Origin of the sequence: Streptomyces radicis (assembly GCF_003626575.1) — a bacterium.
Lineage (GTDB): Bacteria > Actinomycetota > Actinomycetes > Streptomycetales > Streptomycetaceae > Streptomyces > Streptomyces radicis.
On the sequence record NZ_RBDY01000041.1, the window covers coordinates 1 to 13,408 of the forward strand.

Here is a 13,408-nt window from a genome sequence, read left to right on the forward strand (position 1 = left end):
CGCTGAACATACTTCATCAATACAACTGGCATTGACTTTTGGCACGCTGTTGAGTTCTCAAGGAACGGACACTTCCTTCAAGCCCCTCTCAGGACCCTCCGGGCGTTTCCCTTCGCTGTGTCCACCATATTAGCGGACTTCTCGGAGTGCTCCGCACCCCGTTTCCCGCTCCGGATTTTCGGCGTGCCGAAAGAGACCCCGGTGGGGGAAAGTCGTGCTGAGCTGAGTGGTCCGCCTGCGAAGCCGCTCCCGCGAGTCTTTCGACTCTGTGGGGCGATATCCGCTTCAGGCGACTCGACCTACGTTACGACCCAGGACCGGGTGCGTCAAGTCGCGTCCTCGGGCGGCGGGGCTGGTGGGCCCGGTAGGGGCTCACGCTGGGGTCGTCGGTGATCCAGAAGCGCCACGGGTGGGCGGCGCCGTCGCCCCCGACGCCCGTGCGCGGACCCGTGCTGATCGAGCCCGTCGCGACGGGCTTGCCCGGAAGGACCCGCAGGGGTGCCTTCTCGTCGGCGGAGCAGACGTCGGTGCCGTCGAGGACGCGGTCCACCTCGAGGGCCGTCGCCAACCGGGCGGGCCCCCTGGCGAGTTCGGCGTCGGTCCGCGACCTGGGGCGGCGGGCGCGGGCCAGCTCCGCGCCCGAGCTGACCTCGCCCGCGCGCAGCAGGACCCCGCTGGCGTGGTCCTTCGGGCCGCAGACCAGGTTGAGGCAGTACCACATGCCATAGGTGAAGTAGACGTACGCGTGGCCAGGGGGGCCGTACATCGTGGCGTTCCGGGCGGTGCGGCCGCGGTAGGCGTGGGAGCCGGGGTCGGCCTCGCCCGCGTATGCCTCGACCTCGGTGAGGCGCAGGGTGATCTCGCCCTCGGGCAGGTGGCGGACAAGGGTGCGGCCGAGGAGGTCGGGCGCGACGTCGAGGACGGGGCGGTCGAAGAAGTCGCGGGGCAGGGTGTCCATGGTCCTTCCGGTCGTCGTCCGGCTCAGCCGAGGAGCACGGTCATCGGGGTGGCCCGGCTCAGCCAGTGTGCCGTGGCGTCCTCGGCGATCCCGGCCGGGGTCCCGGTGAGGCCTGGGGCGTTCCGTTCGAGGGCGTGCCAGCCGCGGGCCACGATCAGGTAGCCGCGCGGGGTGCCCCACCACGAGAGGTCGATCAGGCAGTCGTACAGGGAGTCCCATGTGCCGCCGAACCACCCGGGGAGGTCGAGGGCGCGGGCGCACTCGGCCAGGAAGGTCTCCTTGTCGACAACGGCCGTGAGGTCGAGGGCGGTCGCGCGGCGGCCCTCGCTCGCGGCCCGGCGGAGCGCGGCCTCCGCACCGGCCTCGGTGGCGCCGGGGAGCCACCGGTGGACCCCGGGCGCGAGGGGGATCCCGACGTCCTCGCCGTGCTCCCGGTGGCTGGTCATCGTCTCCTCCCGCTGGCCAGGACAGGGCCGAGGGCCTGGCCCTAGGCTAGCGGCGCCAGTGATCACGACGTTAAGGAGGTTCCTCATGTCCCAGCCGCAGAGGCGTCCGCTCCCCCATGACTTCCACCCGCGGGTGCCCTCGTTCACGGTGCTCAGCGACGACGTCAGCGACGGCGGGCGCCTGGGGGACGGCCAGGTCTTCGCGGCGGGCAACACGTCGCCGCACCTGCGGTGGGCGGAGGCCCCCGAGGGCACGCGGAGCTACGCCGTGACCTGTTACGACCCCGACGCGCCGACGGGCAGTGGGTTCTGGCACTGGGTGCTGTTCAACATCCCCGCGTCCGTCGCCGAGTTGCCCGCGGGGGCGGGCAGCGGGGAAAAGGCCGGGCTGCCCGCGGGCGCGGTGCACGCGCGGAACGACTACGGCACACGGGACTTCGGGGGCGCCGCGCCGCCGCCGGGGGACGGGCCGCACCGCTATGTCTTCACCGTCTACGCAGTGGACAAGGAGGAGCTCGGCCCCGACGAGAACGCGACGCCCGCGCAGGTCGGGTTCATGCTGCGGTTCCACGCGATCGGGCGGGCGCACCTGATCGGGGAGTACGAGAACCCCGCGGAGAGCTGAGCCGAGGGCCGCGCTTCATCCGGCGTTTCCGTTCCCTTCGGTTTCCTGTCCCGCGGACCCCGGGGAAATTGCATTGTCCGCCCGCGGGGCCGGGGGCACAGTGGACGCAGCCCGCCGCGGGGCGGGGGAGAAGAACGGGAGGTGGGCGGGGTGCGGCAGACTCTGGTGCTCAACGCGAGCTACGAGCCGCTTTCGACGGTGTCACTGCGGCGGGCCGTGGTGCTGGTGATGCAGCGCAAGGCCCTGGTGGAGCACGCCCACCCCGGGCTCCGCGTGCGGGCGGCGGCGGTGGACATGCCGGTGCCGCAGGTGATCAGGCTCAGGCGCTTCGTGAAGGTGCCCTTCCGACAACGCGCCCCGTGGTCGCGGCGCGGCGTCCTGGTGCGTGACCGGCACCGGTGCGCGTACTGCGGCCGCAGGGCGACCACCATCGACCACGTGGTGCCCCGCTCCCAGGGCGGCGGGGACACCTGGCTGAACACGGTGGCGGCGTGTGCCGAGGACAACCACAGGAAGGCGAACCGGACGCCGGCGCAGGCCGGGATGCGGATGCTGGCCCCGCCGTTCGAGCCGACGCCCGCGGACGCGCTGCTGCTCGCGGTGGGGGCGCAGGACGGGGACGCGCTGCCGGACTGGCTGGCCGTGACGGGCGCGGGGGCGCTGCCCGAGGCCGCGTCGGCGTGAGGCGCGAGGGCGTGTGACAGGGGGGCCGTTCCCTCGGATGCGGGGGAACGGCCCCCCTGTCGCGTGCTCGGTCGTCAGTCGACGCGGGGCTGCTGCGGGGGGACGGACTTGTCGAGGGAGGACTGGGGGGGCGCTTCGTTCCCGCCGCCGCCACCGTTGGCGAACTTGCTGAGGTTGCCGCCGAGTCCCTTGAGCGCGTCGCCGATCTCGCTGGGCACGATCCAGAGCTTGTTGGCGTCGCCCTCGGCGATCTTCGGGAGCATCTGGACGTACTGGTACGACAGGAGCTTCTGGTCGGCGTCGCCCGCGTGGATGGCCTCGAAGACCGTCCTGATGGCCTGGGCCTCGCCCTCGGCGCGCAGCGCGGCGGCCTTGGCGTCACCCTCGGCGCGCAGGATCTCGGACTGCTTGGCGCCCTCGGCCTGGAGGATCTCCGACTGCCTGACGCCCTCGGCCTGGAGGATCGCGGCGCGCTTGTCGCGGTCGGCGCGCATCTGCTTCTCCATCGAGTCCTGGATGGACGTCGGCGGCTCGATCGCCTTCAGCTCGACGCGGTTGACGCGGATGCCCCACTTGCCCGTCGCCTCGTCCAGGACGCCGCGGAGGGCGGCGTTGATCTCCTCGCGCGAGGTCAGGGTGCGCTCAAGGTCCATGCCGCCGATGATGTTCCGCAGCGTGGTGACGGTGAGCTGCTCGATGGCCTGGATGTAGTTGGAGACCTCGTAGGTGGCGGCCCTGGCGTCGGTCACCTGGTAGTAGATGACCGTGTCGATGTTCACCACGAGGTTGTCCTGGGTGATCACCGGCTGGGGCGGGAACGGTACGACCTGCTCGCGGAGGTCGATGCGGTTGCGGATGCGGTCGATGAACGGAACGACAATGTTCAGGCCGGCGTTCAGCGTCCTGGTGTAGCGGCCGAAGCGCTCGACGATCGCGGCGCTCGCCTGCTGGATCACCTGGATGGTCTGGACGAGGGCGATGACGACCAGCACCACCAGGATGACCAGCACGATGATGATGGCGTCCATCGTGACTCCCCTTGCAGTTGGACGAGTTGGGATGATTGTCGGTGAACTACCGGGCCATCACATCACGACGGCCGTGGCTCCGTCGATCTCGACGACGCTGACCTGCGTGCCCGGCTCGTAGGTGTCTTCCCCCAGCGAGCGGGCCGACCACACCTCCCCGGCGAGCTTGATCCGCCCGGTGTGGGCGTCGACGCGCTCGAGGACGAGCGCGGAGCGGCCCATCAACGCGTCGGAGCCGCTGCGGTGCGCGGGAAGCTGGTCGCGGGAGCGGCGGGCGAGCGGCCGGACGGCCAGGATCAGGGCCGTGGAGGCGACGGCGAAGACGACGACCTGGAGAACGAGGCTGTCGGTGAGACCGGCCGTCAGGGCGGCGGCGGCCGCGCCGATAGCGAGCATGCCCAGCTCGGGCATGGTGGTGAGGACGAGAGCGATCGCGAATCCTCCGGCGGCTATGAGCCACCACACCCAGAAGTCCATCAACTCATGGTAGTGCGCCGAACGCGGCGTGGAACAGGGCTCGTTGGGGAGGTGGGCCGGATCGGGCGACGGTCAGGAGAGCGGCAGGCCGTGGGCGGTCCAGCGGTCGGCGCGGCGTTCGACGATCAGCGGGAGGCCGAAGCAGCGGCTGAGGTTGGCCGAGGTGAGGACGTCGTCGACGGGGCCCGCGGCCAGCACCTTGCCCTGGCGGATCAGCAGGACATGGGTGAACCCGGGGGCGATCTCCTCGACATGGTGGGTGACCATGAGCATCGAGGGGGCGTAGGGGTCGCGGGCCAGCCTGCCGAGGCGGCGGACCAGGTCCTCGCGCCCGCCCAGGTCGAGCCCGGCGGCGGGCTCGTCGAGGAGAAGCAGCTCGGGGTCGGTCATCATCGCGCGGGCGATCTGGGTCCGCTTGCGCTCACCCTCGGAGAGGGTGCCGAATCTGCGGTCGAGGAACGCGCTCATGCCGAGCCGGTCGAGGAAGGCGCGGGCGCGGCGTTCGTCCACGTCGTCGTAGCTCTCCTGCCAGCCCGCGGTCATCCCGTAGGCGGCGGTGAGCACCGTCTGGAGGACGGTCTGACGGCGGGAGAGCTTGTCGGCGAGCGCGCTGCTCGCGATGCCGATGCGGGGGCGCAGCTCGAACACGTCGACGCCGCCGAGCTTTTCGCCGAGGATCTGGACGGTTCCCGAGGTCGGGAAGAGGTAGCTCGACGCGATGTTCAGCAGCGTCGTCTTGCCCGCCCCGTTGGGTCCCAGGATGACCCAGCGCTCGCCTTCGGCGACGGACCAGGAGACCTTGTCCACCAGAGGCCGGCCTTCGCGGACCACGGATACGTCCACCAGCTCCAGTACATCGCTCATGCGCGCGGTATCTCCCCTTGCAGTCGCCGTCGGTCACAAACCTACGCCACGGCCTCTCGTCGCCTTGCGTCAGGAGGCTTGTTGGACGCACCTCCCTAAGGTAGAGGGCATGCTGGATGAACCTCGTGCGGGGCGGCTGGCCGCCTGGGGCAATGCCCTGTTCGCCGGACTTGTCTCCCCCGATGACGCCATGGTGGGCGCGGTGGGCACGGATACGGTGCACCGCGTCGTCGGACTGCCGGATGAGCCGGGCGCCGTCGGGTTGACGCTCGCGTTCGGACGGATGCGGGCGCTGGGGGTGCGGGGGCTGCGGATCGCGCTGCCCGCGCCCGGGCACCCGCTGGGGCTCAGCGGCCCCGCGGCGTTCAACTCCGCGGCGATCGAGGCGGGTGAGGCGGTGCTGGCGTCCGGCTGCCCGCTGGGGCTCGTGCCGGAGGTCGACGAGGTGGGCCCCGCGGGCGACGTGCTGACGGATGTGGTGTGGCGCTGTCTGCCGGTGCGGCCCGCGGCGCCCGCGGACGTGCCGTCGCTCGGCGAGGCGGAGCGGGAGCTCGCCGAGGTGCTGCGGGAGGCGACGGAGGCGTTGACGCGGCTCGATGTCGCGGGGGCCGGGCCCATGGCGATGACGCGGCTCGAGGCGTACCGGGCGCGGATGGAACGCGGGCGGCAGCTGCTCGCGCCCGGGTATCCGCCGCGCGCGGTGCGGGTGCTCGAGCTCGCGGGGCGGGTGGGCGCGCTGGTGGACATCGCGGACGAGGCGGCGGGCGAGGGGCACGGCGCGGCGGTGAGCGCGGCGCAGATCGCCGAGCGTGACCGGGTGTTGCGGGCGGTGGAGCGCGCGGCGCGGCGGGCGAGGGTGGCGGCGTACAACGCGTACGCGGAGGAGCTGGAGCGCCAGCGGGGCTGAGGGGGCGGGGAGCGGAGGAAAGCGAAGGGCCCCGGGAACGGCGTGCGTTCCCGGGGCCCTTACGGCGCGGTGGCTCAGCGGATGACGGCCGTGTTGCCGAACGCGGGGTTCAGCAGGCCGACGAGGTTCAGGGTGTTCCCCGAGATGTTGGGCTCGATGCTGAGCGGCACCTGGAGCAGGTTGCCCGAGAGGACACCGGGCGAGGCCACCGCCCCGCCCCCGGCGGCCGAATCCGCGGAAGCGGCGCCGGCGACGGTACCCACGACGGCTCCTGTGGCGGCCAGCACGAAGGCGACCTTCTTGGCAGTGTTCATGGTTGGGATCCTCCTGGACGGAACTGTGCAAGGACTCCGGCGACGGAGTCGCACGCTGCACAACGCGCGGGCCGAGCGCGCGGCACGGGCGAGGCGCCCGATACCCACGTTCGGCCCAACGCTCCGTCCGGGGAAGGACCGGTCAGTTGTTGGTGGCGACGTTGCCCCAGACGGGGTTCAGGACGCCGATCACGTTCACGGAGTTGCCGCCGGCGTTCACCGGGACGTGGACGGGCACCTCCACGAGGTTGCCCGAGACGACGCCGGGGGACTCCAGAGCGGTGCCGGCGGCGTTCGCCTGGGCCGAGGCCACGCCCGCACCGGCGGCGGCGAGACCGCCGACCATCAGGGTGACAGCGGTGGCCTTCTTGAGGTTCTTCACTTCCAGACCTTCCTTGCACGACCGCCGCGGCCACTCGCCGCGGCGTGACCTGCACAACGCCTGGGGCTCCTGGGAGTTGCGCTGAACGGGTTACATCCACACGACGGTATGAATCTCATCCCGGACGGTGACGCCCGGCTTGGCGTCGTCGGCCTCCGTGGGGTAACGGGCCGGGGGTGGGTCAGTCAGAGATCCCGTGGCGCACGGCCCACAGCGCGGCCTGGGTGCGGTCGGCCAGGTCGAGCTTCATCAGGATGTTGGAGACATGGGTCTTCACGGTCTTCTCGGAGAGGACCAGCGCCCTGGCGATCTCGCGGTTGGAGCGGCCGCGGGCGATCAGGGCGAGCACCTCGCGCTCGCGTTCGGTGAGCGAGCCCGCGCGGCTGTTCTCGCCCGAGCCTTCCCGCGCCAGCAGGGCGCCCGCCACCTCGGGCTGGAGCAGGACGTGCCCGGCGTGGACGGAGCGGATGGCGCCCGCGAGGGCGTCGGGGTCGATGTCCTTGTGCACATAGCCTGCGGCGCCCGCGCGCAGGGCGGGGACGACGGTGCGGCGCTCGGTGAAGCTGGTGACGATCAGGACGCGGGCGGGGTTGCCGAGCTCGCCGAGGCGGCGCAGGGCCTCGACGCCGTCGCTGCCCGGCATCTTGACGTCCATGAGGATCACGTCGGGGCGCAGCTCCTCGGCGCGCGCGACGCCCGAGGCGCCGTCGGCGGCCTCGCCGATGACCTCGATGTCGTCCTGGACCTCGAGGAACGTGCGCAGCCCGCGGCGGACCACCTGGTGGTCGTCGACGAGCAGGACGCGGATGGCGTCAGCCACCGGGGACCTCCATCTCGATCGTGGTGCCCTCGCCGGGCGCGGATACGACGGTGAGCCGGCCGCCGACCGAGGCGGCACGGTCGCGCATGGAGACCAGGCCGAGGTGGCGGCCCGCGGTGCGGACGGCCTCGGGGTCGAAGCCGGTGCCGTCGTCGGCGATCCGCAGGACGGTGCCGACGCCGCGGTGGAGGAGGGAGACCCTGACCGTGTGCGGGTCGCCGTGGCGCAGGGCGTTGTGCAGGGCCTCCTGGGCGACGCGCAGCAGCGCCTCCTCGTGGGCGGCGGGGAGGGCGCGTGAGGCGTGGCAGTCGAACGTGACGCGCGCGGGGTGCGCGCGGTCGAGGACCTGGGTCTGGGCGCGGAGGGTGGCGACGAGGCCGTCCTCGTCCAGGGCGGCGGGGCGCAGCTCGATGACGGCGGCGCGCAGCTCGTCCGCGGCCTCGGCGGCCAGCGAGGTGACCTGGGCCAGCTCGGCCCTGGCGCGGCGGGGGTCGCGGTCGAGGAGCGTGGCGGTGGCCTGGGCGGTGAGGCGCAGCGAGAACAGCTTCTGGGCGACGGCGTCGTGCAGCTCGTGGGCGAGGCGGGCGCGTTCGTCGGCGATGGTCAGCTCGCGGCTGCGCTCGTAGAGCCTGGCGTTGGTCAGGGCGATGGCGGCGTGCTCGGCGAGGAGGCGGAGCAGGTCCTCGTCCTCCGCGGTGAACGCGCAGCCGTCGGGGCCGCGGCGGCCCGGGGGGCAGCGTTTGTCGGCCAGGAAGAGGGCGCCGAGGACCTCCTCGCCGTCGGCGATGGGCATGCCGAGGAAGTCGGACATCTCGGGGTGGGCGCCGGGCCAGCCCTCGAAACGGGGGTCGCGGCGGACGTCGGCGAGGCGGACGGGGGTCGCGCTCCTGAGCATCGCGCCGAGGATGCCGTGCTGGCGGGGCAGGGGGCCGATGGCCTTCCACCGGCGGTCGCTGACGCCGTCCACGAGGAACTGGGCGAACCCGCCGTTCCCGTCGGGCAGGCCGAGGGCGGCGTAGCGGGCGTCGAGCAGCTCGCGCGCGGACGCGACGATCGTCTGGAGGACGTCGCGCACCTGGAGGGTGCGGTTCATGGCGAGCAGCGCCGCGCTGACGGCGGCGAGCCCCGTGCGTGGGCCCATGGGGAGAAGGTAACGCGTGAGGGCACCCGGCCGGATCGGGCGGGGGCGGGGGCGGCGTTGCGACGGTGGACCTAGGTCCGGGGGCGGAGGGCGGACGGCGGGTGGACGGCGGGCGGCGGGTGCCCGTGGGTGGGCGCCCGCCGCCGTGGGCCAGGTCGGGGGTGGCGGGTCAGTCGCGCATGACCTCGGGCTCGTGGCGCCGCAGGAACTTCATCACCAGGAAGCCGCAGGCGACGGCGATGAGGACGAGCATCGTGACGTCGAGGAGCCAGTACCCGGCCTCGTGCTTCCAGATGGGGTCGGGGTCGGGCTCGGCGGCGGGCGAGGCGGTCAGGACGTTGAGGTCGACCGTCGAGCCGGTGCCCGCCAGGGCCCAGCGGGAGGGCATCAGCCACGCGAGCTGCTCGACGCCGAGGCTGCCGTGGACCTGGAACAGCGCGCCGGTGAAGACGAGTTGGACCACCGAGATCATGACGAGCAGCGGCATGGTCATCTCGGAGGTGCGGACCAGGGCGGAGATGAGCAGGCCGATCATCATCGAGGTGCAGCCGAGGACCATCAGGACGAAGGCCATCTCGAGGGCGGGCGAGCCCTCGATGATCACGCCCTCGGGGGGCATGTCGCGCGGGAAGAAGCCGATGATGCTGAGCAGGGCGCCCTGGAAGACGGTGACGATGCCGAGGACGAAGACCTTTGACATGAGATACGCGGACCGTGAGAGTCCCACGGCGCGTTCCCGCTCGTAGATGACGCGTTCCTTGATCAGCTCGCGGACCGCGTTGGCCGAGCCGGTGAAGCACATGCCGACGACGAGGATCAGCAGGATGATGCTGGCGTCGCCGTTGCGCCCGCCGTTCTCGACCGGGCCGTAGCCGAGGCCGTGGTCGGCGGGGATGAACGTGCTGACCAGGCCGAGGACGATGGGCAGGGCGATCGTCAGGCCGAGGAAGCCCTTGTCGGCCATGATCACGGCGGCGTATCTGCGCATCAGCGTGAGCACCTGGGAGCCCCAGGTCTGCGCCTTCTGCTGGACGGGCGCGACGGGCCAGTACTGCTGGGGCTGCGGCTGCGCGGCGTCCAGGTCGGCGGCGTACATCTGGTAGTGCTGCGAGCCGCGCCAGCGGCCCATCCAGTCGTAGTCGCGGTAGTTCTCGAACGCGGAGAAGACGTCGGCCCAGGTGTCGTAGCCGAAGAAGTTGAGCGCCTCGTCCGGGGGGCCGAAGTAGGCGACGCCGCCGCCGGGGGCCATCACCAGGACGCGGTCGCACAGGCCGAGTTCGGCGACGGAGTGGGTGACGACCAGGACGGTGCGGCCGTCGTCGGCGAGGCCGCGCAGCAGCTGCATGACGTCGCGGTCCATGCCGGGGTCGAGGCCCGAGGTGGGCTCGTCGAGGAAGATCAGCGACGGCTTGGTCAGCAGCTCGAGGGCGACGGAGACGCGCTTGCGCTGGCCGCCGGAGAGCGAGGAGATGCGCTTCTCGGCGTGGTGGCTCAGCTTCAGCTCGGCGAGGACCTCCTCGACGCGGGCGTTGCGCTCGGCGTCGGCGACGTCGCCGGGGAAGCGGAGCTTGGCGGCGAGCCTGAGGGCCTGCCTGACCTGGAGCGCGGTGTGCAGGATGTCGTCCTGCGGGACCAGCCCGATGCGGTGGCGCAGCTCGGCGAAGTGCGTGTACAGGTTCCGGTGGTCGTAGAGCACCTCGCCATAGGTCGCGGGGCGGTAGCCGGTGAGGGCGCGCAGCAGCGTGGACTTGCCCGAGCCCGAGGGGCCGATGACGCCGACCAGGGACTTCTCGGGGACGCCGAAGGAGACGTCGTTGAGGATCGTCAGCTGGTTGTTGTTCACCTGCACCGTGAGGTGGCGGGCGGAGAAGGAGACCTCGCCGGTGTCGACGTACTCCTGGAGCTGGCTGCCCACGAGGCGGAACGTCGAGTGGCCGATGCCGACCGTGTCGTTCTGGCCGAGGTACTGGCGGCCGTTCTTGGGCAGCTGCTGGCCGTTGACATAGGTGCCGTTGTGGCTGCCGAGGTCGTGGATCTCGAAGCGGCCGTCGGGGTGCGCGAGGAACTCCGCGTGGAAGCGGGAGACCTGGAGGTCGGAGACGACCAGCTCGTTCTCCAGCGCGCGGCCGATGCGGGTGACCTGGCCGACGGCGAGCTGGTGGAGGCTGGTGGCGCCGCGGTCGGCGCCCGCCGCCCCGCTCCCCTGCTGCGGCGGCGGCTGGTGCGGCGGCTGCTGCTGGGGTGGCTGCTGCTGGGGTGGCTGGGCCGGGGGCTGGTGTCCCTGGGGCATCGCGGGCGGGTGGCCCGCCATGGCGGCGGCCTGGGCCGGGTACTGCGCCTGCGCCGGGTACTGGCCCTGCGCGGGGTACTGCTGGCCCTGCTGCTGGTGCGGCACGTGCGCGCCGCCGGCGGCGAACGTGAGCCGCGGACCGTCGGCGGCGTTCCCCAGATGGACGACCACGCCGGGGCCGAGCGGCAGGTGCTGGACGCGTTGCCCCTGGGCGTAGGTGCCGTTGGTGCTGCCGTGGTCCTCCACGATCCAGCCCTGGCCGACCCAGCGGACGGTGGCGTGCCGCCACGAGACGCGGGAGTCCTGGAGGACGACGTCGCCCTGGGGGTCTCTGCCCACCTGGTACGACCTGGTCGGATCCAATATCCAGGTTTGTCCGTTCAATTCGAGTACGAGTTCCGGCACTCCATGCCCCACAAAGTTGTCCCCCGAATAGACCCCCGCCAGGAGGTCTTGGGATGTTTGAACATCGTGGGGGAACTATTCCAGGCTCCGGCGGCGATCGGGAACCCGCCCCCCGAAAGTCACCAAGCTGGTGCAGAGCGTGCGTAGCTCCGTGACGTTCACCTCAAGGCCGCGTCCACGCACCGGAACGGACATGGCGTGGACGCCGGAAGCGGCTACCGTGGAAGAACCATGACCCTTGCACATATGGCCGAGGAATCCGCTGAGGGCGTGCTCCCTGGCGTTCCCACGTTGCTGGTGAAGGTGTTCGGCAGGGACCGGCCAGGACTGACCGCTTCGCTGTTCGAGACTCTGGCCGCCTATGCCGTGGACGTCATCGATCTGGAGCAGGTCGTCACGCGCGGGAGGATCACGCTCTGCGCCCTGGTGACCATGCCCGCGCCCGGCACCGGCACGGAGGGCGAGCTGCGCGCCACCGTGCACTCGTGGGCCGAGTCGGCGGGCGTGCAGGCCGAGATCATCTCGGGGCTCGGCGACAACCCCGCGCGGGGCGCGGGCCGCTCGCACGTCACCGTGCTCGGACACCCGCTGAGCGCCGAGGTGACGGCGGCGATCGCCGCGCGGATAACGCTGGCGGGCGGGAACATCGACCGGATCTACCGGCTGGCCAAGTACCCGGTGACCGCGGTGGAGTTCGACGTGTCGGGAGTGGCGACGGAGGCGCTGCGCACCGCGTTGGCCACGGAGGCGGCGGCGCGCGCGGTGGACGTGGCGGTGGTGGCCTCGGGGCTGCAACGCCGGGCGCCGCGCCTCGTGGTGATGGACGTGGACTCCACGCTGATCCAGGACGAGGTGATCGAGCTGTTCGCGGCCCACGCGGGCTGCGAGCGCGAGGTCGCCGAGGTGACGGCCGCCGCGATGCGGGGCGAGCTGGACTTCGAGGAGTCGCTGCACGCCAGGGTCGCGCTGCTCGCGGGCCTCGACGCGTCGGTGGTGGACAAGGTCCGCGACGAGGTGCGGCTCACGCCGGGCGCCAGGACCCTGATCCGCACGCTCAAGCGGCTCGGCTGCCAGGTGGGCGTGGTGTCGGGGGGGTTCACCCAGGTGACGGATGTGCTGCGGGAGCGGCTCGGCCTCGACTTCGCCGCGGCCAACACCCTCGAGGTGGCGGAAGGGCGGCTGACCGGGCGCGTCGTCGGGGAGATCGTGGACCGGGCGGCCAAGGCCAGGCTGCTGCGGAGCTTCGCCCATGAGGCGGGGGTGCCGCTGACGCGGACGGTGGCCATCGGCGACGGGGCCAACGACCTGGACATGCTCAACGCGGCGGGGCTCGGGGTGGCGTTCAACGCCAAGCCGCTGGTGCGCGAGGCCGCGCACACGGCGGTCAGTGTGCCGTTCCTCGACACGGTCCTCTACCTGCTGGGGATCACCAGGGAAGAGGTCGAGGCGGCGGACGCCCAGGGCTGACGCGTGCGTGCCCCGGGGTCCGGCGTGCGTCAGGACTGCGGGCTCCAGAAGGCGACGAGGCGGGCGGAGCCGTGCTCCACCGCCTTCCAGTCGCCGCTGAGGCTGAGGACGGCGAGCGACGAGGTGGGGTAGCCGCCTCGGTTCATCCGCTCGCGGGTGTCGCCGTCCGACGCCCCGGCGAGCGCGTCGGCGAGGGCGTGGACCGCGGGGTTGTGGCCGACGAGCATCAGGTCCTTGACCGCGTCGTCCGTGCCGTTGATCACGGCGATCAACTCGCCGAGCGTGGCCTCGTAGAGCCGCTCGTCGTAGACCGTCCTGGGGCGCTCGGGCAGCTCGGGGGCGAACAGCTTCCAGGTCTCGCGGGCGCGGGCCGCGGTGGAGCAGAGGGTCAGATCAGGGGCCACGCCGGCGCCGGCGAGCCAGCGCCCGGCCGCCGGCGCGTCCTTGCGGCCGCGCTCGGCCAGGGGACGCTCGTGGTCGGGCACCTGCGGCCAGTCGGCCTTGGCGTGTCGGAGAAGAACGATCCTGCGGGGAACATCGACGCTCATGTGCCCCAGCTTCGCACGAAAGGAGTGGGCGGGCGCGGGTGGTTGGGAATCG

Annotated in this window: 15 protein-coding genes; 4 read left to right on the forward strand and 11 right to left on the reverse strand. The window is 72.1% G+C overall.

Annotated features, from left to right (window positions below):
- Positions 1-304: 304 nt before the first annotated feature.
- Positions 305-958: a DNA-3-methyladenine glycosylase gene (locus tag D7318_RS29780; RefSeq protein ID WP_120700358.1), complete on the reverse strand. Its 654-nt coding sequence runs from the start codon at positions 956-958 to the stop codon at positions 305-307.
- A gap of 23 nt (positions 959-981) precedes the next feature.
- Complete coding sequence (locus D7318_RS29785) at positions 982-1,404, reverse strand: barstar family protein (protein WP_183091670.1); 423 nt, start codon at positions 1,402-1,404, stop codon at positions 982-984.
- An 85-nt stretch (positions 1,405-1,489) separates the two neighbouring features.
- Here D7318_RS29785 and D7318_RS29790 point away from each other — a divergent pair, with 85 nt between their 5' ends.
- Positions 1,490-2,029 carry a YbhB/YbcL family Raf kinase inhibitor-like protein gene (locus tag D7318_RS29790; protein ID WP_120700360.1) on the forward strand — a complete coding sequence of 180 codons (540 nt, stop codon included), beginning with the start codon at positions 1,490-1,492 and terminating at the stop codon, positions 2,027-2,029.
- Between the two features lie 150 nt (positions 2,030-2,179).
- Positions 2,180-2,713 (forward strand): HNH endonuclease, encoded by a 534-nt coding sequence (locus D7318_RS29795; protein ID WP_120700407.1) that lies wholly within the window; start codon positions 2,180-2,182, stop codon positions 2,711-2,713.
- A gap of 74 nt (positions 2,714-2,787) precedes the next feature.
- On the opposite strand, the gene D7318_RS29800 is transcribed toward D7318_RS29795, so the two are convergent.
- The 3 genes from D7318_RS29800 to D7318_RS29810 form a co-directional block, all read right to left on the reverse strand.
- The gene (locus D7318_RS29800) at positions 2,788-3,741 is read right to left on the reverse strand and encodes an SPFH domain-containing protein (RefSeq protein WP_120700361.1); all 954 of its coding nucleotides are present in this window, start codon (positions 3,739-3,741) and stop codon (positions 2,788-2,790) included.
- Positions 3,742-3,798: 57 nt separating this feature from the next.
- Complete coding sequence (locus D7318_RS29805) at positions 3,799-4,218, reverse strand: NfeD family protein (protein ID WP_120700362.1); 420 nt, start codon at positions 4,216-4,218, stop codon at positions 3,799-3,801.
- A 72-nt stretch (positions 4,219-4,290) separates the two neighbouring features.
- On the reverse strand, positions 4,291-5,082 hold the full coding sequence (locus D7318_RS29810) for an ABC transporter ATP-binding protein (RefSeq protein ID WP_120700363.1): 792 nt from the start codon (positions 5,080-5,082) through the stop codon (positions 4,291-4,293).
- Positions 5,083-5,191: 109 nt separating this feature from the next.
- On the opposite strand from D7318_RS29810, the gene D7318_RS29815 reads away from it, so the two are divergent.
- Positions 5,192-5,989 carry a hypothetical protein gene (locus D7318_RS29815; RefSeq protein WP_120700364.1) on the forward strand — a complete coding sequence of 266 codons (798 nt, stop codon included), beginning with the start codon at positions 5,192-5,194 and terminating at the stop codon, positions 5,987-5,989.
- Positions 5,990-6,063: 74 nt separating this feature from the next.
- Here D7318_RS29815 and D7318_RS29820 read toward each other — a convergent pair whose 3' ends face one another.
- The 5 genes from D7318_RS29820 to D7318_RS29840 all read right to left on the reverse strand — a co-directional run bounded on the left by D7318_RS29820 (position 6,064) and on the right by D7318_RS29840 (position 11,341).
- The gene (locus tag D7318_RS29820) at positions 6,064-6,303 is read right to left on the reverse strand and encodes a chaplin (protein ID WP_120700365.1); all 240 of its coding nucleotides are present in this window, start codon (positions 6,301-6,303) and stop codon (positions 6,064-6,066) included.
- A 142-nt stretch (positions 6,304-6,445) separates the two neighbouring features.
- Positions 6,446-6,685: a chaplin gene (locus tag D7318_RS29825; protein ID WP_120700366.1), complete on the reverse strand. Its 240-nt coding sequence runs from the start codon at positions 6,683-6,685 to the stop codon at positions 6,446-6,448.
- Between the two features lie 181 nt (positions 6,686-6,866).
- Positions 6,867-7,505 (reverse strand): response regulator, encoded by a 639-nt coding sequence (locus tag D7318_RS29830; protein WP_120700367.1) that lies wholly within the window; start codon positions 7,503-7,505, stop codon positions 6,867-6,869.
- Complete coding sequence (locus D7318_RS29835) at positions 7,498-8,646, reverse strand: GAF domain-containing sensor histidine kinase (protein WP_120700368.1); 1,149 nt, start codon at positions 8,644-8,646, stop codon at positions 7,498-7,500. Before D7318_RS29835 ends, D7318_RS29830 begins: the two co-directional genes overlap by 8 nt.
- Positions 8,647-8,815: 169 nt before the next feature.
- Positions 8,816-11,341, reverse strand: a complete 2,526-nt coding sequence (locus D7318_RS29840) for an FHA domain-containing protein (protein ID WP_120700369.1) — start codon at positions 11,339-11,341, stop codon at positions 8,816-8,818.
- 231 nt (positions 11,342-11,572) lie between these two features.
- Between D7318_RS29840 and serB the strand changes: the two genes are divergently transcribed.
- A complete protein-coding gene (serB, locus tag D7318_RS29845) occupies positions 11,573-12,808 on the forward strand; it encodes a phosphoserine phosphatase SerB (RefSeq protein ID WP_230424236.1) in 1,236 nt (411 codons plus the stop codon).
- Between the two features lie 29 nt (positions 12,809-12,837).
- On the opposite strand, the gene D7318_RS29850 is transcribed toward serB, so the two are convergent.
- Complete coding sequence (locus D7318_RS29850) at positions 12,838-13,356, reverse strand: SixA phosphatase family protein (RefSeq protein ID WP_120700371.1); 519 nt, start codon at positions 13,354-13,356, stop codon at positions 12,838-12,840.
- Positions 13,357-13,408 lie beyond the last annotated feature (52 nt).

Coding starts and splice junctions, on each gene's coding strand:
- D7318_RS29780 (WP_120700358.1), bottom strand. CDS start 958: ATGGACACCCTGCCCCGCGACTTCTTCGACCGCCCCGTCCTCGACGTC.
- D7318_RS29785 (WP_183091670.1), bottom strand. CDS start 1,404: ATGACCAGCCACCGGGAGCACGGCGAGGACGTCGGGATCCCCCTCGCG.
- D7318_RS29790 (WP_120700360.1), top strand. CDS start 1,490: ATGTCCCAGCCGCAGAGGCGTCCGCTCCCCCATGACTTCCACCCGCGG.
- D7318_RS29800 (WP_120700361.1), bottom strand. CDS start 3,741: ATGGACGCCATCATCATCGTGCTGGTCATCCTGGTGGTGCTGGTCGTC.
- D7318_RS29805 (WP_120700362.1), bottom strand. CDS start 4,218: ATGGACTTCTGGGTGTGGTGGCTCATAGCCGCCGGAGGATTCGCGATC.
- D7318_RS29810 (WP_120700363.1), bottom strand. CDS start 5,082: ATGAGCGATGTACTGGAGCTGGTGGACGTATCCGTGGTCCGCGAAGGC.
- D7318_RS29815 (WP_120700364.1), top strand. CDS start 5,192: ATGCTGGATGAACCTCGTGCGGGGCGGCTGGCCGCCTGGGGCAATGCC.
- D7318_RS29820 (WP_120700365.1), bottom strand. CDS start 6,303: ATGAACACTGCCAAGAAGGTCGCCTTCGTGCTGGCCGCCACAGGAGCC.
- D7318_RS29835 (WP_120700368.1), bottom strand. CDS start 8,646: ATGGGCCCACGCACGGGGCTCGCCGCCGTCAGCGCGGCGCTGCTCGCC.
- serB (WP_230424236.1), top strand. CDS start 11,573: ATGACCCTTGCACATATGGCCGAGGAATCCGCTGAGGGCGTGCTCCCT.
- D7318_RS29850 (WP_120700371.1), bottom strand. CDS start 13,356: ATGAGCGTCGATGTTCCCCGCAGGATCGTTCTTCTCCGACACGCCAAG.